The following is a 24,987-nucleotide window of genomic DNA, read 5'->3' as shown; positions in this document are numbered from 1 at the left end:
TCGGTGGGCATTCGGTGGGCGCTCGATGAGCGCTCAGCCGGCGCTCAACCACGCACCGACGACGTCGCTGCCGAGCCCGTCGAGCGCGCCGTCGTAGACGATCCGTCCGCGCCCCATCACGGCGACGCGCCGCGCGAGCCGCGGCGCGAGCTGCAGCCGCTGCTCGATCAGCAGGATCGCGACGCCGTCGGCCTGCAACGCGGCGAGGCATGCGCCGACCTCGTGGACGGCGAGCGGCGCGAGCCCTTCCGCCGGTTCGTCGACGATCAGCACGCGCGGCCGGCCGGCGAGCGCGCGCACCAGCGCGAGCACCTGCTGTTCGCCGCCCGACAGGCGGCCGGCCTTCACGTCCGCACGCGCGGCCAGCAGCGGGAACCGCGCGAGCAACCGTTCGAGCGCGGCGCGCCCGGCCGCGCCGTTCGTGCCGCGCAAGCCGAGCCGCAGGTTGTCGCGCACGCTCAGCAGCGGAAAGACGTCGCGGCTTTCGGCCACATAAGCGACGCCGCGCCGCGCAATCTCGAACGTACGCGCACCAGCGCATTCGACCCCGGCGATGCGCACCGAGCCCGCCGTCCGCACAAGCCCCATCACGGCCTTCGCGAGCGTCGAGCGTCCGGAGCCGTTGCGGCCGAGCAGCGCGAGCGTTTCGCCGGGCGCGAGCGCGAGATCGACACCGTCGAGCACGGGCTGCATCCCGTACCACGCGCGCAGCCCACGAATATCGAGCAGCGCGCTCATGCGTGCTCCCCGAGATACGCACGACGCACGGCCGGATCCGCGCGGATCGCGTCGGGCGCGCCGGTCGCGACCACCGTGCCGCGCACGAGCACGGTGATGCGCTCGGCGAAACCGAACACCGCGTCCATGTCGTGCTCGATCATCAGCACCGTGCGGCCCTGCGTCGTCGCGCGGATCAGCGCGATCATCCGCGCTGCCTGTTCGCGGTTCATGCCGGCCGTCGGCTCGTCGAGCAGCAGCGTGCGCGCGCCGCTGGCGAGCGCGATACCGAGATCGAGCGCGCGCTGTTCCGCATAGCCGAGCTCGCCGGCAAGCGTGGCGCGCCGCGCATCGAGGCCGATGTCGTGCAGCACGCGCGCGGCCGCGAGATCGACCGACGCCGATTCGCGCAGCCGGTTCCACCAGCGCCGCCGCTCGGCCGGCGCATGCAGCGCGGCGCAGCGCAGGTTGTCGAACACGCTCAGCCGCGCGAACGCGCTCGTCTGCTGGAAACTGCGGCCGATGCCGAGGCGGCTGGCCGCGACCGGCCCGCGCCCGCGCAGCTCGACGCCGTGCAGCACTACGCGCCCGCGCGTCGGCCGCGTCGCGCCGGCGATCACGCCGAACAGCGTCGACTTGCCCGCGCCGTTCGGTCCGATCAGCGCATGGCGCTCGCCGGCCGAGACGCTCAGATCGACGCCGTCGAGCACCGTCTGCGCACCGAAGCGCTGCACGATGCCGTGGAGCGCGATCGCGTCGCCGTTCATCGCCGGTCCTCCCGCGTGCCGCGCCGCGCGTCGGCGCCGCCGTTCGCGAGCCGTGCGCGCCAGCCCCACAGCAGCGCGCCGATGCCCGCCGCCGAACACGCGACGGCCCAGCCGGCCGGCCCATCGGCGTCGATGCCCCACGCGCCGAACGCGATGCCGGCGGCACCGTCGTCCTGCGCGAAGCGCCACGCATAGCCCAGCTCGGCCGCGCAGACGATCGCGGCGGCCCAGAACACGCACGCGCCGACGCCGCACACCATGCGCCAACGTTCGGCGGCCGGCGCGTCGCGGCGCAACGCGTGCGCGACATCCTGCGCGATCCCCGCAAGCCCGCGCGGCGCGGCGACGACGACCGCGACGAACAGCACGCCGAGATACAGCGCCCACGCACGCGAGACGCCCGCGACGACGATGCTCAGCGCGGTCAGCACGGCCGCGCCGGCCGCCGGCCCGAAGAACGCGCCGGTGCCGCCGATCACCGCGGCGATCAGCACGGTCGCCGAGCGCGCCATCGACACGCTGTCCTGCGTCGCGATTTCGACGTCGATCAGCGTCAGCGTGCCGGCGATGCCCGCGAAGAACGACGCGCAGGTGACCATCGCGAGCCGCACGCGGCGCGGCTCGGTGCCGAGTGCGGCGACGCGTGCGGGGTTGTCGCGCACCGCGTTCGCGAGCCGCGCGAGCGGCGTGCGCGTCAGCGCATGCATCGCGATTGCCGACGCGATGCACCACGCGCCGATCACCGTATAGGCCTGCAGCGGCGCGCCGAAATGCCAGCTGCCCCACGGCGTGCCGCTCGCGCGGTCGATCGGCACGCCGCCGAGACCGCCGAACCATGCGGGTACGCTCCACGCGGCAGCCGCGACGCATTCGCCGAGACCGAGCGTGATCATCGCGAATACGGTGCCCGCGCGGCGGGTCGCGAGCAGCCCCGCGACGCACCCGAAGCCCGCGCCGGCCACGCCGCCGACGAGCGGCAGCAGCGGCAACGGGCCGCCGAAACGATTGAACCAGTGCGCGGCCGCGAACGCGCCGAGGCCCGCGAACGCCGCATGGCCGAACGACAGCAGCCCGGTCGTGCCGAGCTGCAGGTTGTACGACAGCGCGAGCACGACGAGTGCGGCCGTCTGCGCGAGATAGCCGAGCATCGCGCCGTGCGGCCACAGCCACGCGGGCAGCATCACGCACGCGGCGAACGTCAGCCAGCGCAGCGCGCCGGCGCGCGCGCGGCTAGCCATCGACACGCTCGCCGAACAATCCGCGCGGCCGCGCGACCAGCACCGCGACGAGCAGCAGATACGGCACCAGCGGCGCGAGCTGTGCGATCGACACGGCCGCCACGCTGTCGGGCTGCGCGACGCCCGCCGCTTGCGCGAGCGCGCGCAGCGGCGTGTCGCTGGACGCCGCGAAGGTCTGCGCGAAACCGACCGCGAGCGATGCGACGAACGCGCCGCCGAGCGAACCGAGCCCGCCGATCACGACGACCGCGAACACCACCGAGCCGACCGTCTCGGCCAGCGCCGGCTCGATCACCGCGAGCGGCGCGCCGATCACGCCGGCCAGCGCCGCGAGCGCGGTGCCGGCGCCAAACAGGCCCGTCATCACGCGCGGCACGTCGTAGCCGAGCGCCTCGACGGCGTTGCGATGCGTGAGCGCGGCGCGCACGACGAGCCCGATGCGCGACGCGCGCAGCAATGCGCCGAGCGCGATCAGCATCGCCGTGGACATCGCCATCATGAACAGCCGGTAACGCGGCAGCGCGAGGCCGAACACGGTCACGGGCGCGCCGTCGAACAGCGGCGGCACCGGCGCCGGCAGCGGCGCGAGGCCCCACAGCAGTTTCGCGCCTTCGCCGATCAGGTACGCGAGCCCGAAGGTCAGCAGCAGCTCGCTCGTGTGCCCGCGGGCCTGGACACGGCGCAGCAGCGTGCGCTCGCAGCCGGCGCCGAGCAGCCCGACCGCGAGCGGCGCGAGCACGAGCGCGGGCCAGAAGCCCGCCCGCGCCGCGATGCTGTAGCCGACGTACGCGCCGAGCATGTAGAAGCTCGCATGCGCGAAGTTGAGCACGCCCTGCACGCTGAAGATCAGCGTGAGGCCCGCCGACAGCATGAACAGCAGCAACCCGTAACTGAGGCCGTTGAAGGCCTGGAGCGCGAACGCGTGCACCGCCGCGTGCCCGTCAGCGGGCGAGCGGTTCGAGCGCCGCGCGCAGCGCGTCGGGCAGCGGCACCGGGCGGCGCGTGCCGCGATCGACGTACACGTGCACGAAATGCCCCTGCGCGGCCGGCGCCGTGTGCCCGGCCGCGAACAGCCAGATCTCGTAGCGCACGCTCGACGTGCCGAGCTTCGCGACGCGCAGCCCCGCGTCGACCGACTGCGGAAACACGAGCGGCGCGAAGTAGTTGCACTGCGTCTCGACCACCAGCCCGATCGTCGGTCCGTGCTCGACGTCGAGCACGCCCGCGCGGATCAGGTATTCGTTCACGACGGTGTCGAAGTAGCTGTAGTAGACGACGTTGTTCACGTGCCCGTAGACGTCGTTGTCCATCCAGCGGGTCGTGATCGGCAGGAAGTGCGGATAGGCGTCGCGCGAACGCGGCTGCGGCTTGTCGGACATGGCGATGGCGGTCAGGAACGAAAAAGATAAGGAAAGCGAAGCGGGGAACCGCACGTTGCGCGGCCGCCGTGCAGCACGGCACACCGGCGAACGGTGCGATGCCGCGGTGCGACCGTGCGCGGCGCGGCGGACGGCAAGCGGGAAGCGGCGCGGCCCGTCACTGCCCCGGCCGGTCGACGAATTCGAAGTCGAGGCCGCGCGCGCGCATCCAGTCGGCGAGCGCCACGCCCGTGCCGGCGCGCCACGGCCGCAGCAGCGGCGGATCGACGAGCTTGTATTCGAGCAGCTCCGGCGACAGCGCGACGGTGCCCGATGCGCGCACGTGGTACGCGATGATCAGTTCGTTCTTGCGGATGAATTCGTAGACGCCGACCAGCGTGACCTGCTCGGCCCTAAGCGCGGTTTCCTCGAACACCTCGCGCGCGATGCCGTCCTCGGGCGTCTCGCCGTTCTCGAGGAAGCCGGTGATCAGCGCGAACATCCCTTCCGGCCACGCCGCGTTGCGCGCGAGCAGGATCTTGCCGTCGAGCTCGACGATCGCGGCCACCACGGGCAGCGGATTGTTCCAGTGCACGTAGCCGCACACGTCGTCCGGACAGGCCAGCCGGATGCGACCGCCCTCGTGTTCGGGATCGGCGCGCTCGGTCAGCGGACGCGCGCAGCGCGGGCAAAAACGGTAGTCGGCAGTGGTCATCGATGGGCATCTGATGGGCGTCCGGCGCCCGTGTGCAGGCCGCCCGGCGCGCCCGCTCGGCGCTGGAAAGGCTTCATTCTAGCGAGTTTGCCGCGCCTTAGATGATCCGGCCCCGACGCCGTCAGGGTCGCGCGCGTCCGCTTGCGGCGGTCGCCGCGAAACCGGCCGCACCGGCCAATAGCGCAGCGGCGGCGACCCACAGCGCGGGCGAGAACGATCCGAAGTGCGCGGTGAGCGGCGCCGCGACGAGCGGGCCGAGAATCTGCCCGACCCCGTACGATGCGGTCGCGTAACCCATCAGCCCGGCCGCGCGCTCGCCATGCAGGCGGCGCGCCTCGCGCATCGCGAACAGCGTGATCGCGGTAAACGGCAGCCCGAGCAGCACGCTGCCGACCGAGAACCCGACCGCGTTCGGCCACACGATGCCTGCCGCGATGCCGAGCGCCTGCGTCGCGCAGCCGGCCGCGAGCAGCAGCCGGTTGTCCCAGCGGCCGGGCAGCCGCGCGGCGGCGATCGCGCCGACGATCAGCGCCGCGCCGAACATTGGCCAGAACAGGTCCGGCCACGGCGAGCCGGCCGGCAGCGCGGCGCGCGCGATCACCGGCAGGAACGTCGCGGTGATGATGTAGCCAAAGCCCGGCATCCCGTACAGCACGACGAGCCACGCGGCGTCGGCACGATGGCGTCGCGCGTCGGCCGGCGTAGCTGCGGCAGCGGCTGCGGCTGCCGCAGCGGCCGTGGCGGCCGTGGCCGTGGCCGTGGCCGTGGCTGCGGCCGCAGCATGCCGCGTCGGCGCGGCCGGTTGCCTGGCGGCGGCGGCGGCAGCAGCGGCCGGCACGTCGCCGAAGGTGCGCCAGATCACGACCGACAGCACCGCCGACAACGCGGCGAAGCCCAGCCAGCCGGGCGCCGCGCGGTGTCCGGCGAGCGCGCTGCCGATCAGCCCCGTCAGCACGATCCCGACGCCCGGCCCTGCGTAGATCACCCCGCTCCATTCGGGCGCGTGCAGCTCGGTGAGCCGCCGCAGCCCCCATTGCGACACGAACACGAACGTCCATGCGCTGACGACGCCCGCGACGAAGCGCACGACGAGCCATACGGGCAGCAGATGACCGACACCCATCGCGGCGGTCAGCAACACCGTGGCGGCGAGCCCGACGCGCACCATCCGCGCGGGCGCGATCTTCAGCGCCGCGCAGCTGACCGCGCCGACGAAATAGCCCGCGTAGTTCGCCGACGCGAGCCAGCTGCCCGGCTTCAGCCCGATCGAGCCGTCGGCGAGCATCAGCGGCAGCAACGGCGTGAACGCGAAGCGGCCGACGCCGAGCGCGACCGCCAGCCCGATCATGCAGGCCAGCGCCGCGGTGCGCGCGCGGCGGTCGGCATCGTCGGACAGGTGCGCGCCGGAAACGGCGCTCGGAGCATCGGAACGGGACATGGCGGCATGGGCCGCGCGCTGCGCCGCGGCCGGAACGGGAATCGGGACGCTTGTATCGTAGCTTGACCAAACGTTCTTGAAAAATGAATAATCAAGAATCCGATCATCTTCCGGAGAGAATCATGGACCTGGCGGCGCTGGCGATTTTCCGGGCCGTCGTGCGCGAGAACGGCGTGACGCGCGCGGCGGCGAAGCTCAATCGCGTGCAGTCGAACGTGACGACACGCATCAAGCAGCTCGAAGAGGAGCTGGGCGCGGCGCTGTTCGTGCGCGACGGCCGCCGGCTCGTGCTGACGCCGGCCGGCCACACGCTGCTGCCCTACGCGGAACGGCTGCTCACGCTGGCCGACGAGGCGCGCGACGCGGTGCGCGAGGACACGCCGCGCGGGCGGCTGCGGCTCGGCACGATGGAAAGCACGGCCGCGAGCCGCCTGCCGACCGTGCTCGCGCGCTATCACCATGCGTGGCCCGACGTGGCGCTGGAGCTCGTCACCGGCACGACCGGCTGGCTGATCGACAAGGTGCGCGATTTCGAGGTCGATGCGGCGCTGTTCGCGCGGCCGCCCGCGCCGGACACGCTGCCCGACACGTTCGAGACCGTGCCCATCTACCGCGAGGATCTGGTGCTGCTGACGCCGCGCGGCCATCCGCCGGTGCGCACGCCGCGCGACGTGATCCTGCCGACGCTGATCGCGTTCGAGCGCGGCTGCACGTACCGGAAATACGTCGAGCAATGGTATGCGCAATACGGGATGAAACCCGCGCGCGTGCTCGAACTCGGCTCGTATCACGCGATCGTCGCGTGCGTCGCGGCCGGCGCGGGGATCGCGGTCGCGCCGCGCTCGGTGCTCGACCTGCAGCCGGAGACCGGCAACGTCGCCGCGTACACGATCGCCGAACTCGAGGGAATCGACACGCTGCTCGCGTGGCGGCACGGTTACGCGTCGGCGGCGCTCGCCGCGCTGCGCGACGCGCTTGGCGACGCCGCGCAGCACGCCGCCGATCCGGCCAGTGCGCCGGCGGCGGCGCCGGCCTGAGCCGGCAGTATCGGCAAGCGGCACGCGCGCATTGCGTGCGCCAACGCCGACCCAAAACGAAACGACCCGACCGGCCAACGCCGATCGGGTCGTATTTCATCGAATGCGATGCGCTCAGCGAGAGCGCATCGCATCGGCCGTGACGATCAAAGACGCGCTTCGATCCAGCCCTTGACGCCTGCCAGCGCGCCCGGCAGGTTCGCCGGTTCCGTGCCGCCTGCCTGCGCCATGTCCGGACGGCCGCCGCCCTTGCCGCCCACTTGCTGCGCGACGAAGTTCACGAGTTCGCCGGCCTTGACCTTCTTGCTCGCATCCGGCGTGACGCCCGCGATCAGGCTGACCTTGCCGCCTTCGACGGCCGCGAGCACGATCGCCGCGTTCTTCAGCTTGTCCTTCAGCTTGTCGACCGTCTCGCGCAGCGTCTTCGCATCCGCGCCGTCGAGCGTCGCGGCCAGCACGTACACGCCGCCGACTTCGACGGCCTGCTGCGCCAGCTCGTCGCCCTGGCTCGATGCGAGCTTCGACTTCAGCGCGCCCAGCTCCTTCTCGAGCGACTTCACCTGCTCCTGCACCTGCGCGATACGCTGCGTGAGTTCCGACGGCTGCGCCTTCAGCGCGGCCGCGGCTTCGTTCACGCGCGCGTCGAGCTCCTGCACGTAGCGCACTGCGTTGTCACCGGTGATCGCCTCGACGCGGCGGATGCCGGCCGCGACGCCGCCTTCGACGACGATCTTGAAGAAGCCGATGTCGCCGGTGCGATGCACGTGCGTGCCGCCGCACAGTTCGCGCGAGAAGCCGAGATCGAGCACGCGCACTTCGTCGCCGTACTTCTCGCCGAACAGCGCCATCGCGCCGCCCTTCACCGCTTCGTCGTACGGCATCACGCGCACGATACCCGGCGCGTTGGCCAGGATTTCGTTGTTGACGATCTGCTCGACGCGACGGATTTCGTCGTCGGTCAGCGGTGCGTTGTGCGCGAAGTCGAAGCGGGTTTTCTCCGCGTCGACGAGCGAGCCCTTCTGCTGCACGTGCGCGCCCAGCACTTCACGCAGCGCCTTGTGCATCAGGTGGGTGGCCGAGTGGTTGCGCTGCGTGCGCGCGCGGCGGTGCGCGTCGATTTCCGCGCGCAGCACGTCGCCCACCTTCAGCGTGCCCTGCTCCAGCGTGCCGTGGTGGCCGATCACGTCGGCCTGCACCTTCAGCGTGTCGGCCACCGCGAAGCGCGTTGCGGCGTTCGCGAGCACGCCCTGGTCGCCGACCTGGCCGCCCGACTCCGCGTAGAACGGCGTGTGGTCGAGCACGACGACCGCATCCTGGCCGGTCTTCACTTCGTTGACGGCCGAACCGTCGACGTACAGCGCGACGACCTTCGCGTCGTCGAACGCGATTTCCTCGTAACCGTGGAACGTGGTCTTCGCGCCCGCGTATTCGAGGCCCTGCGTGGCCTTGAACTTGCCGGCCGCGCGCGCCTGCTCGCGCTGACGCGCCATCGCGTCGTCGAATGCCGGCTCGTCGACCGTCATCCCGCGCTCGCGGCACACGTCGGCCGTCAGGTCCAACGGGAAGCCGTAGGTATCGTGCAGCTTGAACGCGAGCTCGCCGTCGAGCACCTTGCCGCCCTTCGCTTCGACATCCGCCAGCGCGGCTTCGAGGATCGACATGCCGTGCTCGATCGTCTCGAAGAAGCGCTCTTCTTCCTGGCGCAGCACGTCGGTCACACGCTGTTCGGCTTCCTTCAGTTCCGGGTACGCGGCGCCCATCTCGGCGACGAGATCGGCCACCAGCTTGTGGAAGAACGAACCCTTGCGGCCGAGCTTGTAGCCGTGGCGGATCGCGCGGCGCACGATCCGGCGCAGCACGTAGCCGCGGCCTTCGTTGCCGGGGATCACGCCGTCGACGATCAGGAACGAGCACGCGCGGATGTGATCGGCGATCACCTTCAGCGAGTTGTTCGTGAGGTCGGTGATCTCGGTCACGCGCGCGGCGGCCTTGATCAGGTTCTGGAACAGGTCGATCTCGTAGTTGCTGTGCACGTGCTGCAACACCGCGGCGAGACGCTCGAGGCCCATGCCGGTGTCGACCGACTGCTTCGGCAGGCGCGTCATGTTGCCCTGCGCGTCGCGGTTGAACTGCATGAACACGAGGTTCCAGATCTCGATGTAGCGGTCGCCGTCTTCTTCAGGCGACCCCGGCGGGCCGCCCCACACGTCCGGGCCGTGGTCGTAGAAGATTTCGGTACACGGGCCGCACGGGCCGGTGTCGCCCATCGTCCAGAAGTTGTCCGACGCGTAGCGCGCGCCCTTGTTGTCACCGATCCGGATGATCCGCTCGGTCGGCACGCCGACTTCCTTCGCCCAGATGTCGTACGCTTCGTCGTCTTCCTGGTAGACGGTGACCCACAGCTTGTCCTTCGGCAGCTGGTAGACCGTGGTCAGCAGCTCCCACGCGAACTTGATCGCGTCGTGCTTGAAGTAGTCGCCGAACGAGAAGTTGCCGAGCATCTCGAAGAACGTGTGGTGGCGCGCCGTGTAGCCGACGTTCTCGAGGTCGTTGTGCTTGCCGCCCGCGCGCACGCTGCGCTGCGCCGTCGTGGCGCGCGAGTACGGACGCGGATCCGTGCCGAGGAACACGTCCTTGAACTGGACCATGCCCGAGTTCGTGAACATCAGCGTGGGGTCGTTACCGGGCACGAGGCTCGACGAGCGGACGATCGTGTGGCCCTTCGATTCGAAGAATTTGAGGAATTTCTCGCGGATTTCGGCAGCTTTCATGGCGTGCGGGGAATGTCTGGCTAGACGGCTTCAAACGCCGGCCGTCCTGGCGGACGCACGGCGGGCAAATATCGTAAACGATCGATTATACGATAGAGACTGGCGCCCCAGACGGCAGCGGCCCGCCCGGCCGGACGAGCGGCCTGGGCCACCTGCGCGGGCGATTCGCCTTAAGATGCTCGGCATGCCAATGCGCCTTGGCCTGCAAGGCGAGCCATGAAAGGAGACGATGCGACGATGGGTGCCCTGAGCCATATCCGCGTGCTGGACCTGACCCGCGTGCTCGCGGGCCCGTGGTGCGCGCAGACCCTAGCCGATTTCGGCGCGGACGTGATCAAGGTCGAGCGCCCCGGCGCCGGCGACGACACGCGCCACTGGGGGCCGCCGTACCTGAAGGACGCGGCCGGCGCCGATACCGCCGAGGCCGCGTACTATCTCGCGGCGAACCGCAACAAGCGCTCGGTGACGGTCGACATCGCGACGCCCGAGGGCCAGCAGATCGTGCGCGAGCTCGCCGCGCAAAGCGACGTCGTGCTCGAGAACTACAAGGTCGGGCAACTGAAGAAGTACGGGCTCGACTACGAATCGCTGCGCGCGGTGAAGCCCGATCTCGTCTACTGCTCGGTCACGGGCTTCGGCCAGACCGGGCCGTACGCGCATCGCGCGGGCTACGACTTCATCGTGCAGGGGATCGGCGGCTTCATGAGCATCACCGGCGAGCGCGACGGCGAGCCGGGCGGCGGCCCGCAGAAGGCCGGCGTCGCGATCGCCGATCTCGCGACGGGCCTCTATTCGACGATCGCCGTGCTCGCCGCGCTTGCGCACCGCGACCGCACGGGCGAAGGCCAGTACATCGACATGGCGCTGCTCGACGTGCAGGTCGCGTTGCTCGCGAACATGAACACCAACTTCCTCGCGAGCGGCAACGCGCCGGTGCGCTGGGGCAACGCGCATCCGAACATCGTGCCGTACCAGACGTTCCAGACGAGCGACGGGTGGATCATCGTCGCGGTCGGCAACGACGGGCAGTTCCGCAAGTTCGTCGAGGCCGGCGGACGGCCCGAGCTGGCCGACGACGCGCGGTTCTCGACGAATCCGTCGCGCGTGCGTCACCGCGACACGCTGGTGCCGATCCTCGCGGAGATGGTGAAGACGCGCGGCAAGGCCGACTGGATCGCCGCGCTCGAAGCGGCCGGCGTGCCGTGCGGGCCGATCAACGCACTCGACGAGGTGTTCGACAACGAGCAGGTGATCGCGCGCGGGATGCAGGTGTCGCTGCCGCATCCGTGCGGCGCGGACGTGAAGCTCGTGCGCAACCCGATCCGGATGAGCGCGACGCCGCCCGATGCGCGCACCGCCCCGCCGCTGCTCGGCGCGCAGACGGACGACGTGCTGCGCGACATGCTCGGCTACGACGACGCGCGAATCGCCGCGCTGAAGGTGAAGCAGGCGATCTGAGCGCGTGGGATACCCGGCCCGACCGCCCATGCAAGCAGGGTCGGCCGGGTATATCGGGGGTCAGCGCTGCGCAAGCGTATCGCACCCGCCAGCGAGCAGTGCGAGCGCGGCACGCGCGGCCGGATCGACGACGATCGCGCGACCGCCCGCGCCCGGGAGGCCGGTGACTGCCACCGTGTCCGTATCGGCCGCCCCCCGGAATACCAATGTCGGAAGCGGTTCGGAGGCGATGCGATCGCGCATTTCCAGCGTGCCGAGCGGCGTCGGGAACGCCGTCGCAAGCTCGGCGACGGGCAAACTGCCGCGCGCGATCAGCGTGGTGAGCGGCGCGAGCCGGTCGGCCAACCCAGCGGGCGCGACACACTGTCGGGAAACACGGCCGTCGAACGTGACGCGCACGGAGAACGGCGCCGCCGGCTGCACGCGATGCGCGTTCACGTTCAGCGTACCGGCGGTGTAGACGAACGACATCACCTCATCCGGCTGCACGCTGAGTATTTCGGTACCCGGCGCGATCGGCGCGGGACTGCCGGCGCTTCCGACCATGCTTCGCCAAGCCAATACGACGAGCACGGCGACGAACATCACGCCGGCCGCGCGAACGAGCCGGCCTGTTGCCGCGGGCGTCATGACACCTGCACCATGGTTCCGACCGGTGTCCATTCGTACAGCTGCCGCGCATCGGCCTCGTTCAGCCGCACACATCCGTGCGAGCCGAACCGGTCACTCAGCGAATTGCGAGCCAGCCGCACGACGCCGAGCGGCATCGGTCCGTGGTATTGATGAAAAGCCTTGCCATCCGTCGTGAAGAACATTGCATGATCCATCTGCACGTTATACATGCGACTGCGATAAGGGTGGTGCTTCCGGAGGATTCTGAATGTGCCCCGATCGGTCGGGTGCTCGCGGTCGCCTGTCACGCAGTCGAAGCGGAACACGCAAACTCGCCCCTCGTAGGCTTCCACGCATTGCTGTGACAGATCAACCTGAATCCGCTTCGTAGCGGCTCCGTTGTTTTCTTTGGTGCGGTCGGATCGTGCGGGCTGGACTGGCATGGAGGCTTTCCGTCTGGTCGAATGGCCCGCCAGATTACCCACGACCGACTTCAAGCGATATGGGACACGTCAGAAATTCGGAGCGCTGTCCGATAGCAGATGAGCCTGCTGCCGCGCACGCCCACCAAGCGATGAGCCCGGATGGCGCGACGTGCTTCGGGGACTGCCGACGCGCGTGGCTCCGCCGTTGCTCGGCGACGACAACGAACGGATCGCGGCGTTGAAGACGAAGCAGACGATCTGAAGGTCCTGCGACCCGCCCTGCGCGACACGGTCAACCTGCGACCGCCAGCGTATCGAGCCAGCCGCGCGCTTGGGGCCAGTCGCCGAGTCCGCTGTCCGCGTTGATGTGGCCGCGCGGGCCGAGGTCGCGGAAGGTGCTGCCCCAGGCGTGCGCGCAGTCGCGCGCGAACGCGATCGAACCGTATGGATCGTCGCTGCTCGCGACGACGCAGGTCGGAAACGGCAGTCGTTCGTGCGGCACCGGCCCGAAGCCGTGCGCGTCGGCCGGAAACGCCGGCCCCGCCGGATCGGGCAATGCGACGAGCAACGCGCCGCGCACCTTCGCGAGCGCGGCCGGCCGCGCGTAGCGGGTCGCCCACCACGCGGTGGTCAGCGTGCCGAGGCTGTGCGCGGCGATCGTCACTGGGCCCGCGGCGGCTTCGACCGCGCGGTCGAGCGCGAGGCACCAGCCGTTGCGCTCCGCACGGTTCCAGTCGGGCATCGTGACGCGCACGAAACGCGCGTCGGCGCGCTCCCAGCGGCTTTGCCAGTGGAGTGGACCGGAGTTGCCGTAGCCCGGCAGCACGAAAACGAGAGAATCGCTCATGGAAGATTCGTCGACGAAGGGTGTCGTTATGTGACTATGTGACGTCGACGAAGTGTCGCACACCCGCCGCTCCCTGAGAGCCTGTCGAATTGCGGAATGGGTGTGCGAGGAATGAACGGGTCGTGACGCGTCGCGGACGCCGTCACGACCGGCCGGCGCTCATGCGCGCCGGCTTCGGTCAGCGCACGCCGGCGCCGACCAGGCCGCCTGCCGCGGCGCCGGCGACCGTGCCGACCGGGCCGCCCGTGATCAGGTAGCCGAGCGCGCCGCCCGCGGCCGCGCCGATACCGGCGTTACGCTGCGTATGCGTCATCGCGCATGCGCCGAGTTGCGACACCACCGCGACGATTACCGCGGTACGAACGAGAAAAGTGGTCTTTTTCATCATGATTGTTGGCTTCCTCCCGCCACGCAAAAAATTACGAATGGCGGCATTGATTCGGTGAAGCCATCATAGGAAAAGCCGAACGGCGCCGGCAATTCGATTTACCTCGTGTTACAGCCGACACACTATCGAGATATTGCGCGACACATCCCGGCCGGGCGCGCGCCATGGTGCAACCCGCGCGGTACCGACCCCGGTCAGGTAGAATTGCAGGATTAGACCGGCGCGACGCGCCGACACAACCCTGACGCCAACCGCATGAGCACCGAACGCAACGACGCCCCCGCGGCTTCCAACTTCATCCGCAACATCATCGACGACGACAACCGCACCGGCAAATGGGGCGGCCGCGTCGAGACGCGCTTCCCGCCCGAGCCGAACGGCTACCTGCACATCGGTCACGCGAAGAGCATCTGCCTGAACTTCAGCGTCGCGCGCGACTACGGCGGCGTGTGCCACCTGCGCTTCGACGATACGAACCCGGAAAAGGAAAGCGTCGAATACGTCGACTCGATCGTCGACGCGGTGCGCTGGCTCGGCTTCGACTGGCGCAAGGACGCGGTCGATCACCAGTATTTCGCGAGCGACTACTACGACAAGCTGTACGAGTTCGCCGAACTGCTGATCAAGCGCGGCAAAGCATACGTCGACAGCCAGAGCGCCGAAGAAATGCGCGCGAACCGCGGCTCGCTCACCGAAGGCGGCAAGCCGTCGCCGTTCCGCGACCGCACGCCGGAAGAAAACCTCGACCTGTTCCGCCGGATGAAGGCCGGCGAGTTCAAGGAAGGCGAGCACGTGCTGCGCGCGAAGATCGACATGGCTTCGCCGAACATGAACATGCGCGACCCGGTGATCTACCGGATCCGCTACGCACACCACTACCGAACCGGCGACGCGTGGTGCGTGTATCCGATGTACGACTACACGCACTGCATCTCGGATGCGCTCGAAGGCATCACGCATTCGCTGTGCACGCTCGAATTCGAGGATCACCGCCCGCTGTACGACTGGGTGCTGAACGAACTCGCGGAAGCCGGCGTGTTCGCGCGCCCGCTGCCGCAACAGATCGAATTCTCGCGGCTGAACCTCACGTACGCGATCACCAGCAAGCGCAAGCTGCTGCAGCTCGTGACCGAAGGCCACGTCGAAGGCTGGGACGACCCGCGCATGCCGACGATCGTCGGGATCCGCCGCCGCGGCTTCACGCCGGAGAGTATCCATCTGTTCTGCGAGCGTATCGGCGTGACGAAGGTCGATTCGTGGATCGACATGAGCGTGTTCGAAGGCGCGCTGCGCGACGACCTCGACGACAAGGCGCCGCGCTCGGTTGCCGTGCTGGAGCCGCTGAAGCTCGTGATCGACAACTATCCGGAAGACCTCGAGGAAGCGTGCACGGCCCCCGTGCATCCGCACCATCCGGACCGCGGCGTGCGCACGTTCCCGATCTCGCGCGAGCTGTGGATCGAGCGCGAGGACTTCGTCGAGAACCCGCCGAAGGGCTATTTCCGGCTGTTCCCCGGCAACAAGGTGCGGCTGCGCTACGGCTACGTGATCGAATGCACGGGCTTCGACAAGGATGCCGACGGCAACGTCACGGCCGTGCACTGCAACTACTTCCCGGACAGCAAGTCGGGCACCGAAGGCGCGAACAACTACAAGGTCAAGGGCAACATCCACTGGGTCAGCGCGAAACATGCGCAGGCGGCCGAAGTGCGAATCTACGACCGGCTGTTCAAGGAGCCGCATCCCGACGCGGGCGGCGCGAACTTCCTCGATGCGCTGAACCCGGACTCGAAGAAGATCACGCAGGCCTACGTCGAACCGGGCGCCGGCGACGTCGCACCGGAAACGCGCCTGCAGTTCGAACGTCATGGCTATTTTGTTGCCGACCGTGTCGATTCGAAGCCGGGCAAGCCGGTGTTCAACCGGATCGTCGGGTTGCGCGATAGCTGGGGGAAGCCGGCCTGACGGCTTTCTGCGCGCGGTGCCCAAAAGAGCCGACTTTCAAGGTCGGCTCTTTATTATCCGCACGAGAAACTGCTCGCTCAGGCGGGAAAGCAAGACGCGGTCGGCGCCCCACACGGTGGTCAGGGCTACACCTTGTGCTGGTGCGCTCGCGACATACTCGCGTGGGCGCATCGCGTAGTCGAGTAGTTCAAGCTGTCGTCATCGAGAACGGAGGGGCGCCTCTCGAATTCCCTTCTGCACGCGTGTTCGTTCGTCGCCGTCACACTGCTGCCACCCCTCACCTAGCCTGCCCAAGTGACCCCGCTCCGCGAGGCAATCAACGTTGCACCACACGTGGCTGTGTCGCCATCGCGGATCGGTGCCTTCCCGTTGGACTGCATGCCGCTTCCGGACGCCTGAAGCGCAACCGGGCCGTGCATCGGGCATTGCAAAATGTCGCCGTGCCCCGCGACGGGAATGCCATTCACCATTAAACCAGTCGTTGCCGTTTGCACGGCACCGCCGTGGGTGCTGGTGTTGCCCAAGACAATCAAGGAGCGAGTCATCGTGCTATCCCATGTTGATTCGTAGAGTTGTCGGGTGTTTGGTCATCGCGTGTTTTCGAAGCATCACTCTTCACGTCGGGCTGCAACGCCTTGTTCCGAGGCTTGCGCGGACGGCGGGGCTTGGGCTTCGGCGCGGGTGGTGGTGGCCAGTCGGCCGCGGTGGACAGCGGCGGCACGGGTTTTCCAGGCAACCCCGCCTCGCGAATGATCCGTGGCCAGCGTGGCTCCCAGCCCAGCAGTAGTGAAATCCAATGCAAGGTGGCGTGGAGAAGTATCACGGGCGAGAGCAGCACCGTCCACAGCAGCACGCCACGCTTCAACCCTCCGCGCCATAACGGCTTGAAGAAGCTCCACGGCGCTTGCAGCGACAACCAGGGCCATGGCACTTTGCCGAGCAGTTTCTTCGGCCGTGGTACCGATTGCGGACCTTCCTCCATGTAGCGGCGGATGAATTCCCACAGGTTGACGATATCGCTCGTACCATTCGCCACTTTGCCGACGAGCATGATGTGGAAATACGGCAGGCCCGTCATGTCGTTGGTCCAGGCCAGCATTAGTTGCGTGCCGGTTCCTCGCCATTCGGGGAGACCTACTGCGGCCTCCGGGGAGACTTGCTCCCAAGCCAAAGTGGCCAGGCCGCCGGCATAGCCGGGACGATGCAGATACACCTGCCGTGTTACGCGGTTGAAACGGATGAGCAGGCGACGTTGGACGAAATTCTCGAGCCGGATGAAGCGCCAGAGGAATTTATGCACCGCCCAGCACACTCCAAGCATATACAGTCCAACGACAACAGACGTAATATAGTCCATCGCTATAGCAGTTCTTTTTAGCCAATAATGAATACCTGTAAACCAGACTGTTCCAAACTCTATTGAAAATGATCCTAATATCCAGATGATGGAGCCCAACATCAGAGTCAGAACTGTGATGACGCCTCGCTTGTCTTGAAGCGCGCCTGCATAGATTTCAATGTAGGTATCGTTAAAGGCGTAAATGGAGCCATCCGCACATGGGTGCTCGCTCACTCGATCATGGATGCCAGGGAGTGGCTTATCTCCCCGCTCTTTTTCCAATTTTTCTTTTTTGAGTGCGCGAGCCATATTGGCTTCCAGCTCTCCTCGCTCCTCCGGATCATTCTGTATCGCCCAGATTCCACGTTCTATGAAGTACATTTATTTCACCGCACCAAAAGCTTCGTCGCGACTGATGCCGAGCGGCTCCGCCAGGGAATAGATTGAGTCGGGCATCGATCTTCTCTTGTCGAGGCGCTACACTTGCTCGCGGCGCTAGGCGAGATACAACATGCCCTTTGCCGGCTGCCGCGACGCGGACCGCCTGCCGCCATCCGCGCTGTGCCTAGTCATCGCGTTTTTCTGCTGGGACAGTATTCTTTTCATCGGGCTGCAACGCCTTGTTGCGTGGCTTGCGCGGACGGCGGGGCTTGGGCTTCGGCACGGGTGGTGGTGGCCAATCGGCCGCGGTGGACAGCGGCGGCACGGGTTTTCCAGGCAACCCCGCCTCGCGAATGATCCGTGGCCAGCGTGGCTCCCAGCCCAGCAGTAGTGAAATCCAATGCAAGGTGGCGTGGAAAAGTATCACGGGCGAGAGCAGCACCGTCCACAGCAGCACGCCACGCTTCAACCCTCCGCGCCATAACGGCTTGAAGAAGCTCCACGGCGCTTGCAGCGACAACCAGGGCCATGGCACCTTGCCGAGCAGTTTCTTGGGCCGTGGTACCGATTGCGGACCTTCCTCCATGTAGCGGCGGATGAATTCCCACAGGTTGACGATATCGCTCGTACCATTCGCCACTTTGCCGACGAGCATGATGTGGAAATACGGCAGGCCCGTCATGTCGTTGGTCCAGGCGAGCATTAGTTGAGTGCCGGTTCCTCGCCATTCGGGGAGACCTACTGCGGCCTCCGGGGAGACTTGCTCCCAAGCCAAAGTGGCCAGGCCGCCGGCATAGCCGGGACGATGCAGATACACCTGCCGTGTTACGCGGTTGAAACGGATGAGCAGGCGACGTTGGACGAAATTCTCCAGTCGGATGAAGCGCCAAAGGAATTTACGCACTACCCAGCAGATTCCAAGCATATATAATCCACTGACCGTCGAGGCAATATAGTCCATAGCTATAGCTGGCCTTCCTCGCCAATAATGGACCCCTGTAAACCAGACTTTACCGAGATCCATATTCAGCGACACCAATATCCAGGCGATAGAGCTAAGCATTAGAGTCAGAACAGTGACGACACCTCGCTTGTCTTGCATAGCACCCGCATAGATTTCGATGTAGGTATCGTTAAAGGCATAAATGGAGCCGTCCGCACATGGATGCTCACTCACCCTATCGCGAATGCCAGGGAGCGGTTCATCTCCCCGCTGTTTTTCCAATTTTTCCTTTTTGAGCGCACGAGCCATATTGGCCTCCAGTTCTCCTCGCTCTTCGGGATCGTTCTGTATCGCCCAGATTCCGCGTTCTATGAAGTACATTTATTTCACCGCACTAAAGGCTTCGTCGCGACTGATGCCGAGCGGCTCCGCCAGGGAATAGATTGAGTCGGGCATCGATCTTCTCTTATCAAGGCGCTACACTTGCTCGCGGCGCTAGGCGAGATACAACATGCCCTTTGCCGGCTGCCGCGACGCGGACCGCCTGCCGCCATCCGCGCTGTGCCTAGTCATCGCGTTTTTCTGCTGGGACAGTATTCTTTTCATCGGGCTGCAACGCCTTGTTCCGAGGCTTGCGCGGACGGCGGGGCTTGGGCTTCGGCGCGGGTGGTGGTGGCCAGTCGGCCGCGGTGGACAGCGGCGGCACGGGTTTTCCAGGCAACCCCGCCTCGCGAATGATCCGTGGCCAGCGTGGCTCCCAGCCCAGCAGTAGTGAAATCCAATGCAAGGTGGCGTGGAGAAGTATCACGGGCGAGAGCAGCACCGTCCACAGCAGCACGCCACGCTTCAACCCTCCGCGCCATAACGGCTTGAAGAAGCTCCACGGCGCTTGCAGCGACAACCAGGGCCATGGCACCTTGCCGAGCAACTTCTTCGGCCGCGGCACCGATTGCGGGCCTTCCTCCATGTAGCGACGGATGAATTCCCACAGGTTGACGATATCGCTCGTGCCATTCGCCACTTTGCCGACGAGCATGATGTGGAAATACGGCAGGCCCGTCATGTCGTTGGTCCAGGCGAGCATCAGTTGGGTGCCGGTTCCTCGCCATTCAGGAAGGCCCACCGCAGCCTCCGGGGAGACTTGGTCCCAGGCCAAAGTGGCCAGGCCGCCGGCATAGCCGGGACGATGCAGATACACCTGCCGTGTTACGCGGTTGAAACGGATGAGCAGGCGACGTTGGACGAAGTTCTCCAGTCGGATGAAGCGCCAGAGGAATTTATGCACCGCCCAGCAAATTCCAACCACGAGCAAGCCAATGAGCACCGAGCCAATATAGTCCATGGCTATAGCGGGTCTTCTTAGCCAATAATGGATGCCTGTAAACCAGACGGTACTTAGCCCTATAGATAGTGATCCGAATGTCCAGATGATGAAACCCAATGTCAGAGTCAGAACTGTGATAACACCTCGTTTTTCCTGCAAGGCACCCGCATAGATTTCGATATAGGTATCGTTAAAGGCATAAATGGAGCCGTCCGCGCATGGATGCTCGCTCACCCTATCGCGAATGCCAGGGAGCGGTTTATCTCCCCGCTGTTTTTCCAATTTTTCCTTTTTGAGCGCGAGAGCCATATTGGCCTCCAGCTCGCCTCTCTCTCCGGGATCGTTCTGTATCGCCCAGATTCCACGTTCTATGAAGTACATTTATTTCACCGCGCCGAAGGCTTCGTATAGACTAACCAGCTCTTTTTCTTCGCTTTTAAATGGCTTCCAAAAGCTGTTGAGTTCTCGTTTACCGAGGCAGCTGTGTGTACACCAACTTTCCAGTTCGTCTGGCAGGATGGCCCAAATCACGACCGCCACTACCACGCCAATAACGGTCGCCCATCCGAGTGCCAACCCGAGCATGGCTGTCACTTCTGGAACGGCTAATGCCGCCGACCAGCGAATCAGTGCAGGCAATATCAAACGCAAGAGCGTGCGTTCCGTATTCTGTAGGAGCCACTGCAGATAGGCGCCAGAGGCAGACAGCGACAACATCGAAGCTAAGGCTGTAATTGCAGTTGAAACGATTGCTTGACAGGTATACGCAAAACCAAGGGTGTAACGGCCCTGCTGTAGCTCAGACTTGGCATCCACTGCTGCCAACGCGATAGAAATCCCACCCCCCACCGTAGCCAACAATCCACCAAACAACTTCATCCCACCCAACGCAATCGAAGCCCCCCGTCCCACAACAGTAGAAGGCGCATACCGCGCCGCGACCGACTCGATTCCCGTTGCCGCCAACTCGAACCCCGCTGCCGCAGTGACCAACCCCGCCGCAGTCAACTCCGCATACTCCTTGGTTCCCTTGTCGGAACCGACCGCTTTGGTCAGCAAGGCGATCGACTCCACAAGCGCAACGATCACGCCAGCACGAACCTTATAGAACTGGCCGTTCCCACGGTTCTGGAATTCCTGGGTCAAGGTATTGCGTACCCGGGCGATGTGGGCGTTCACCTGACCGGCTACCCGCGCTTCGCTGGCGCTTCGCCCCACCGCCGCCAGTTCTTCGAGGCGCAGGCACGTAACGCTTCTGCCCAGGTTCGCGTGGATGAAGCCCAACATCGGGACCAGCAGATTGCGGTCGGCCGCATTGTGCGGCAGGAGCTTGAACAGGTACTGATGCGCCTGCGCGAACAGCGTGAGCGAACGGCTCAACCGGGCCGCGTCGAACCATCGGTGCGTGCCCGCCACCATCGCGGCGTCGACAGCGGCATCAGCCTTGCCCAGCAGAGCGGCTACGTTTTTGAAGCGCTCATTCTGGGCGCTCAACATGGCCGTCATGTTCGCCACCGTCATCCCGTCGCCGGCCTGTGCCTTGGCCTCGGCCAAAGCCAGCTTGGCGGCTTCCTCGATCTCCACCTGGTTTCGCGTCAACGCCCGCCAGGCGAAGTTATCCTTGCCGATCGCGATATCCGACCACCAGGAACCCAGCTTGGCCGCACCGCTAGCGCAGCCGTTCATGCCAACCACGCACAGCACGACCTGTTCGGCAAAGGCCTGTCCCCAAACCGGGTCGCGACGATCGTAGCGATCGAGCGCCTCGGCCAACAGTTCACTATGCAACCAGCCAAGATGGTCGGGTTCGCGCTTGTCCATCTCCCGCTGTGCCTGCTTGTCGCGACGAGAGAATTCCTTCTGAACGCTCGCTTTGGCTCCGTCCCAATCCAAGAGCACCTGATAGCGGTCGAACGCGTGCGGGGCGTCCTTTTCCGCACGCTGGCGCGCCTGTGCCGGATCGTAGCGCTTCTCCAATTCCTCGAGGTTTTGCGGATTGAACCCAATGCGCGCTTTCATGCGCAAGTCACTGTCCCGCGCATAGCGCAGCTTCGCTTGCGCATCCATCCCCGCGTTTTCGATGTAACCGCACTGCATGGCCTCCTTGATGTTGTCCAGCGCTTCGGCCACGGCATGCCGACGCTCGTTCGTGATGCCCTGGCTATCCGCCACTTGCAACCACGAGCGATTGATTTCGATCGCGTCGTTACGCCACGCATTCAACTCCTGAACCACGCCGATAGGGTCATACAGAACCACGGCTATGCCGGCATTCTGCTTCAGCGTATCCCGTGTGCTCTTGTAGATCGCGGTGACTTCCTCGGCGGCGCTCCCCGGCTTCAACGCGCTGCGAAATGGCGGGAACGCCTGTCTCTCCAGAACCGCCTTGGCGCCGACGTGATTGCCCGCGCGCAATTCCGCTACGGTGGCGTCGAGCTGGTGCGGGTCCACCACATCCTCGACATTCGTGCAGCTCCGCGCAAGCGTGCGCAAATCAAACTTTTGCAGACGATTGCGATACAACGCGACGTCACGGTAGCGGTCAACCTTCGCGGGGCTTAACGGGTCGGGCGTGAAGAGAATTCTCGCTTCGTCGATGTCCTCGGGGTCGCCCACGGTCAGGGTCCAGCTCCCAAGGTTCTGGATGCCGCCCACGGGCACGCCCGGATCATAGGACCAGACCAGCTGAAGCAGCCCGCTGTCGCAGACTCGATAGGTGGCCTCACAGGCGTACGCCTTGCCACGGCGCTGTACGAACAGGTAGATATAGCCTTCGCGCACGCTGCGCACCGCATATCGGCTATGGGAGAGGGTGACGTTGAGCTTCTTGCCCAGGTGCGCCGGCAACGATGACGCCAGTTGTTCGACTCCGGCTTTGTCGTCATCCGCTATCACGCCATAGCGCAGCGGCAAAATGGTCAACGTGCGCTTGCAACTCACGCACGGGCTCGGTGCGTCATTGCTGCGCGTTCGATTCGCCGCATCGCGACTGATGCCGAGAAGATCAGTCAGGGAATAGGTCGGTTGGGACATCGATGTTCTCTCGTGGTCGGGCTATGCTTGCTGGCGGCGATAGGCGAGATACAGATCGCCAAGACGACCTTTTCCGGCTGCCGCAACGCGAATCGCGTGCTGCCAGCACTGGTCAGCCTTCAGGCGGTCCGGGCTCTGAACCAGTGCGATGAAAACGTAGTCGTGCAGATCGTCGTGTTCGGATAGGCCCGCTTCGCGCGCGCTGGCAAGCAGCGCTTCGATACGGGCCAGCCGTACGCCTCGGCACGGGTTGTCGAGCAGTTCCGGCGTTCGGGCTTCCACCGCCTGGAGCAGACGGTGCGGCAGCGGGTCGCCTATCAGGGCCTGCCAGAGCGCTTCGTCGATCATCAGGGGGGACGGCGGGTTGGCGTGCGCAGCCGCCCGACCGGGAATCCGTCCCCAGCGCTGAACCCGCGTGTCGGCCCGCGGAACCCACCACGACGAGACAGGGGCGATGAATTCACGCCACCAGTTCGGTGGCGCTCGCTGGTATAGCACTGGCAGTACCCAGGGATCGTAATAGCGCAATAGATAGGTGGCGCCATCCGGGCCGTGAGCGAGGGTGGCATGGGCCAGATGCTCGACAAGCCGTTCGGGGGGCACGGTGCTGACTATCCAGCCGTGCAGCGCGTTTCGAAGCCCGGTACTGAAGGCACCGGCGAACTTGTAGTGCCCTTGACGGTCGGCGGCGTCCGTCGCAAGCAGGAGGGGGCTGTAGGGACGTAGCGCGTGCCAGGCCGGGTCTCGCAGCAACGGATAGATATTTCCCGCGAACCGCTCATGCACGGCACTCCGTAGTTCGTCATCGAGTTCCGCCATGTCGCTCACGGCCAGCAGACGCGCCGTGGGCCCGATCGCGTGCATTTCTTCGAGGAGTTGGTCTTCAAGTATTCTCATAGCTTCACCAGTGCCTGATGTTCGGCAGCCGCCTTCAGCCAGCAACCGACGCAGATGGGCTCGCCGGCATTCGGAACACCCGCGAGGGCCAGCGGTGTACCGCCGCCTCCGCTGGACAGGTCGATGGCGCCGGCTTTGTAGTTGACCGCGGCGCCGTTGAATTTGAGGCCGCTCGCATCGAGTGTGAGAACGCCGCCCGGTGTGCTCCAGCAAATGGAGTCGGCGAAACACTCGTAGTGCTTCGTGTGATTCCGGATGGCCTCCGTTGCCTGTAGCTGGTGATGCCCCTGTACGGACACTTCGACGTGGCCGCCTACGCTGGCCGTGTGGTTGGCGGCGATCCTGTCGACACGGCTGTTGCCGATTTCCTCGATGCGATCCCGCGTAATCGAGATTTGCTGGGTGCGTTCGATGACCAGCGTCTGGTCGTTGCCGACGGTGGTCAGTTGATCGTGCCCGATGTCGGTACGGTCGTCGTTGGCGATCGTGTCGTGGCGGTTATTGCCGACCTTGAGGAATTCGTCGTGTGTGATGTTCTCGCTACGGTCATGGCCGACGAACGTGGTTTCGTCGTGGTTGACGTGGATGTTCTGGTCACGCTGCGCGTGAACGTAGATTTCTTCCTGCCCGGCCTCATCCTCGAAGCGCAGTTCGTTGAACCCGTCTCCCTTGTGCGTCTGACTTTTGATCGTCATTCGCGTCTTGTGCCTGGGTAACTCGTACGGCGGCAATTGCAGGCGGTTGTATGCCCTGCCCAGGATGAACGGCTGGTCCACGTCGCCATCCAGGTAGCCGACGATGACTTCTTGTCCGATGCGCGGGATCGCCATATGGCCCCACAGCGCACCCGCCCAGTTCTGCGCGACCTGAATCCAGCATGAGCTGTGTTCGTCATACCGCCCCTGCCGATCCCACGGAAACTGCACCTTCACGCGGCCATATTGATCGGTGTAGATCTCTTCGCCTTCCGGTCCGACCACGGTGGCCGGCTGCGGACCGTCGATACGTGGCCGCGGCAACGGCTCGGCGCGCCATTCGGTGTCGTCCGGCACCAGCACCGCCTCGTAGCGGTAGTGGGTGCCCTGTTGCGCGTCGGCACTGTCCTCGGCCTGGCTCGTGAACTGCTTGCCGCGGTGGACCATATTGACCGGGCGCCAACTCCGATTCATGTCTTCGCGCGGATGGCCGGTGAGTTCGAAGGCGATGCCCGGTTGCAGGCGCGCGTCGTCGCCGCTCACGCGTGCGATACGCGCATCGCGCCGGTGGCCACGCAGACGGTCCTGGGTGAACGCGTTGCCGCTGCCTTCGTGCTTGTAGCGGCCCGGGTAGTCGTA

22 protein-coding genes are annotated in these 24,987 nt (G+C 66.0%); 3 read left to right on the top strand and 19 right to left on the bottom strand.

Features of this window, described 5'->3' with window-relative positions; translation table 11 throughout:
• Nucleotides 1-33 precede the first annotated feature (33 nt).
• The 7 genes from O1Q03_RS28845 to O1Q03_RS28815 all read right to left on the bottom strand — a co-directional run bounded on the left by O1Q03_RS28845 (nucleotide 34) and on the right by O1Q03_RS28815 (nucleotide 6,233).
• Nucleotides 34-738 carry an ABC transporter ATP-binding protein gene (locus O1Q03_RS28845; RefSeq protein ID WP_269507442.1) on the bottom strand — a complete coding sequence of 235 codons (705 nt, stop codon included), beginning with the start codon at nucleotides 736-738 and terminating at the stop codon, nucleotides 34-36.
• Nucleotides 735-1,484: an ABC transporter ATP-binding protein gene (locus O1Q03_RS28840; protein ID WP_269507441.1), complete on the bottom strand. Its 750-nt coding sequence runs from the start codon at nucleotides 1,482-1,484 to the stop codon at nucleotides 735-737. The genes O1Q03_RS28845 and O1Q03_RS28840 overlap by 4 nt, the downstream gene beginning before the upstream one ends.
• A complete protein-coding gene (locus tag O1Q03_RS28835; protein ID WP_269507440.1) occupies nucleotides 1,481-2,722 on the bottom strand; it encodes a branched-chain amino acid ABC transporter permease in 1,242 nt (413 codons plus the stop codon). The genes O1Q03_RS28840 and O1Q03_RS28835 overlap by 4 nt, the downstream gene beginning before the upstream one ends.
• On the bottom strand, nucleotides 2,715-3,650 hold the full coding sequence (locus O1Q03_RS28830; RefSeq protein WP_269507439.1) for a branched-chain amino acid ABC transporter permease: 936 nt from the start codon (nucleotides 3,648-3,650) through the stop codon (nucleotides 2,715-2,717). The genes O1Q03_RS28835 and O1Q03_RS28830 overlap by 8 nt, the downstream gene beginning before the upstream one ends.
• A 13-nt stretch (nucleotides 3,651-3,663) precedes the next feature.
• Nucleotides 3,664-4,101 (bottom strand): acyl-CoA thioesterase, encoded by a 438-nt coding sequence (locus O1Q03_RS28825; protein ID WP_269507438.1) that lies wholly within the window; start codon nucleotides 4,099-4,101, stop codon nucleotides 3,664-3,666.
• 157 nt (nucleotides 4,102-4,258) lie between these two features.
• Nucleotides 4,259-4,795: an NUDIX domain-containing protein gene (locus O1Q03_RS28820; RefSeq protein ID WP_269507437.1), complete on the bottom strand. Its 537-nt coding sequence runs from the start codon at nucleotides 4,793-4,795 to the stop codon at nucleotides 4,259-4,261.
• A 121-nt stretch (nucleotides 4,796-4,916) separates the two neighbouring features.
• On the bottom strand, nucleotides 4,917-6,233 hold the full coding sequence (locus tag O1Q03_RS28815) for a YbfB/YjiJ family MFS transporter (protein ID WP_269507436.1): 1,317 nt from the start codon (nucleotides 6,231-6,233) through the stop codon (nucleotides 4,917-4,919).
• Between the two features lie 122 nt (nucleotides 6,234-6,355).
• Here O1Q03_RS28815 and O1Q03_RS28810 point away from each other — a divergent pair, with 122 nt between their 5' ends.
• On the top strand, nucleotides 6,356-7,270 hold the full coding sequence (locus tag O1Q03_RS28810; RefSeq protein ID WP_269507435.1) for a LysR family transcriptional regulator: 915 nt from the start codon (nucleotides 6,356-6,358) through the stop codon (nucleotides 7,268-7,270).
• 146 nt (nucleotides 7,271-7,416) lie between these two features.
• Here the strand turns inward: O1Q03_RS28810 and alaS are convergent, their stop codons facing one another.
• On the bottom strand, nucleotides 7,417-10,041 hold the full coding sequence (gene alaS, locus O1Q03_RS28805) for an alanine--tRNA ligase (RefSeq protein ID WP_269507434.1): 2,625 nt from the start codon (nucleotides 10,039-10,041) through the stop codon (nucleotides 7,417-7,419).
• Nucleotides 10,042-10,278: 237 nt separating this feature from the next.
• Between alaS and O1Q03_RS28800 the strand changes: the two genes are divergently transcribed.
• Nucleotides 10,279-11,499 (top strand): CaiB/BaiF CoA transferase family protein, encoded by a 1,221-nt coding sequence (locus tag O1Q03_RS28800; RefSeq protein WP_269507484.1) that lies wholly within the window; start codon nucleotides 10,279-10,281, stop codon nucleotides 11,497-11,499.
• Between the two features lie 60 nt (nucleotides 11,500-11,559).
• Here the strand turns inward: O1Q03_RS28800 and O1Q03_RS28795 are convergent, their stop codons facing one another.
• From O1Q03_RS28795 to O1Q03_RS28780, 4 genes are all read right to left on the bottom strand, one after another.
• Nucleotides 11,560-12,129, bottom strand: coding sequence for a hypothetical protein (locus O1Q03_RS28795; RefSeq protein ID WP_269507433.1), 570 nt, complete (start codon nucleotides 12,127-12,129; stop codon nucleotides 11,560-11,562).
• Nucleotides 12,126-12,554 carry a L,D-transpeptidase gene (locus tag O1Q03_RS28790; protein ID WP_269507432.1) on the bottom strand — a complete coding sequence of 143 codons (429 nt, stop codon included), beginning with the start codon at nucleotides 12,552-12,554 and terminating at the stop codon, nucleotides 12,126-12,128. Before O1Q03_RS28790 ends, O1Q03_RS28795 begins: the two co-directional genes overlap by 4 nt.
• Nucleotides 12,555-12,828: 274 nt before the next feature.
• Nucleotides 12,829-13,383, bottom strand: a complete 555-nt coding sequence (locus O1Q03_RS28785) for an RBBP9/YdeN family alpha/beta hydrolase (protein ID WP_269507430.1) — start codon at nucleotides 13,381-13,383, stop codon at nucleotides 12,829-12,831.
• 178 nt (nucleotides 13,384-13,561) lie between these two features.
• A complete protein-coding gene (locus tag O1Q03_RS28780) occupies nucleotides 13,562-13,771 on the bottom strand; it encodes an ornithine acetyltransferase (protein WP_269507429.1) in 210 nt (69 codons plus the stop codon).
• 255 nt (nucleotides 13,772-14,026) lie between these two features.
• Between O1Q03_RS28780 and O1Q03_RS28775 the strand changes: the two genes are divergently transcribed.
• Entirely contained in the window at nucleotides 14,027-15,736 is a 1,710-nt protein-coding gene (locus O1Q03_RS28775; RefSeq protein ID WP_269507428.1) for a glutamine--tRNA ligase/YqeY domain fusion protein, read from the top strand.
• 281 nt (nucleotides 15,737-16,017) lie between these two features.
• Here O1Q03_RS28775 and O1Q03_RS40310 read toward each other — a convergent pair whose 3' ends face one another.
• From O1Q03_RS40310 to O1Q03_RS28745, 7 genes are all read right to left on the bottom strand, one after another.
• Nucleotides 16,018-16,281, bottom strand: a complete 264-nt coding sequence (locus O1Q03_RS40310) for a PAAR domain-containing protein (protein ID WP_442865876.1) — start codon at nucleotides 16,279-16,281, stop codon at nucleotides 16,018-16,020.
• Nucleotides 16,278-17,456: a DUF6708 domain-containing protein gene (locus O1Q03_RS28770; protein ID WP_269507426.1), complete on the bottom strand. Its 1,179-nt coding sequence runs from the start codon at nucleotides 17,454-17,456 to the stop codon at nucleotides 16,278-16,280. Before O1Q03_RS28770 ends, O1Q03_RS40310 begins: the two co-directional genes overlap by 4 nt.
• Before the next feature lie 184 nt (nucleotides 17,457-17,640).
• Nucleotides 17,641-18,780 (bottom strand): DUF6708 domain-containing protein, encoded by a 1,140-nt coding sequence (locus tag O1Q03_RS28765; RefSeq protein WP_269507425.1) that lies wholly within the window; start codon nucleotides 18,778-18,780, stop codon nucleotides 17,641-17,643.
• Nucleotides 18,781-18,964: 184 nt separating this feature from the next.
• Nucleotides 18,965-20,104: a DUF6708 domain-containing protein gene (locus O1Q03_RS28760; RefSeq protein ID WP_269507424.1), complete on the bottom strand. Its 1,140-nt coding sequence runs from the start codon at nucleotides 20,102-20,104 to the stop codon at nucleotides 18,965-18,967.
• On the bottom strand, nucleotides 20,105-22,756 hold the full coding sequence (locus O1Q03_RS28755; RefSeq protein WP_269507423.1) for a T6SS effector BTH_I2691 family protein: 2,652 nt from the start codon (nucleotides 22,754-22,756) through the stop codon (nucleotides 20,105-20,107). It abuts the gene before it with no gap.
• A 21-nt stretch (nucleotides 22,757-22,777) separates the two neighbouring features.
• Entirely contained in the window at nucleotides 22,778-23,653 is an 876-nt protein-coding gene (locus O1Q03_RS28750) for a DUF4123 domain-containing protein (protein WP_269507422.1), read from the bottom strand.
• Nucleotides 23,650-24,987 (bottom strand): type VI secretion system Vgr family protein (locus O1Q03_RS28745; protein ID WP_269507420.1); only part of this gene is annotated, 1,338 nt, incomplete at its 5' end. The genes O1Q03_RS28745 and O1Q03_RS28750, both read right to left, overlap by 4 nt.

The sequence above is a fragment of the Burkholderia sp. IMCC1007 genome, assembly GCF_027257875.1.
Taxonomy (GTDB): domain Bacteria; phylum Pseudomonadota; class Gammaproteobacteria; order Burkholderiales; family Burkholderiaceae; genus Burkholderia.
The sequence above is the reverse complement of the archived record's forward strand: the minus strand, read 5'-3'. Positions and strand labels throughout refer to the sequence as shown.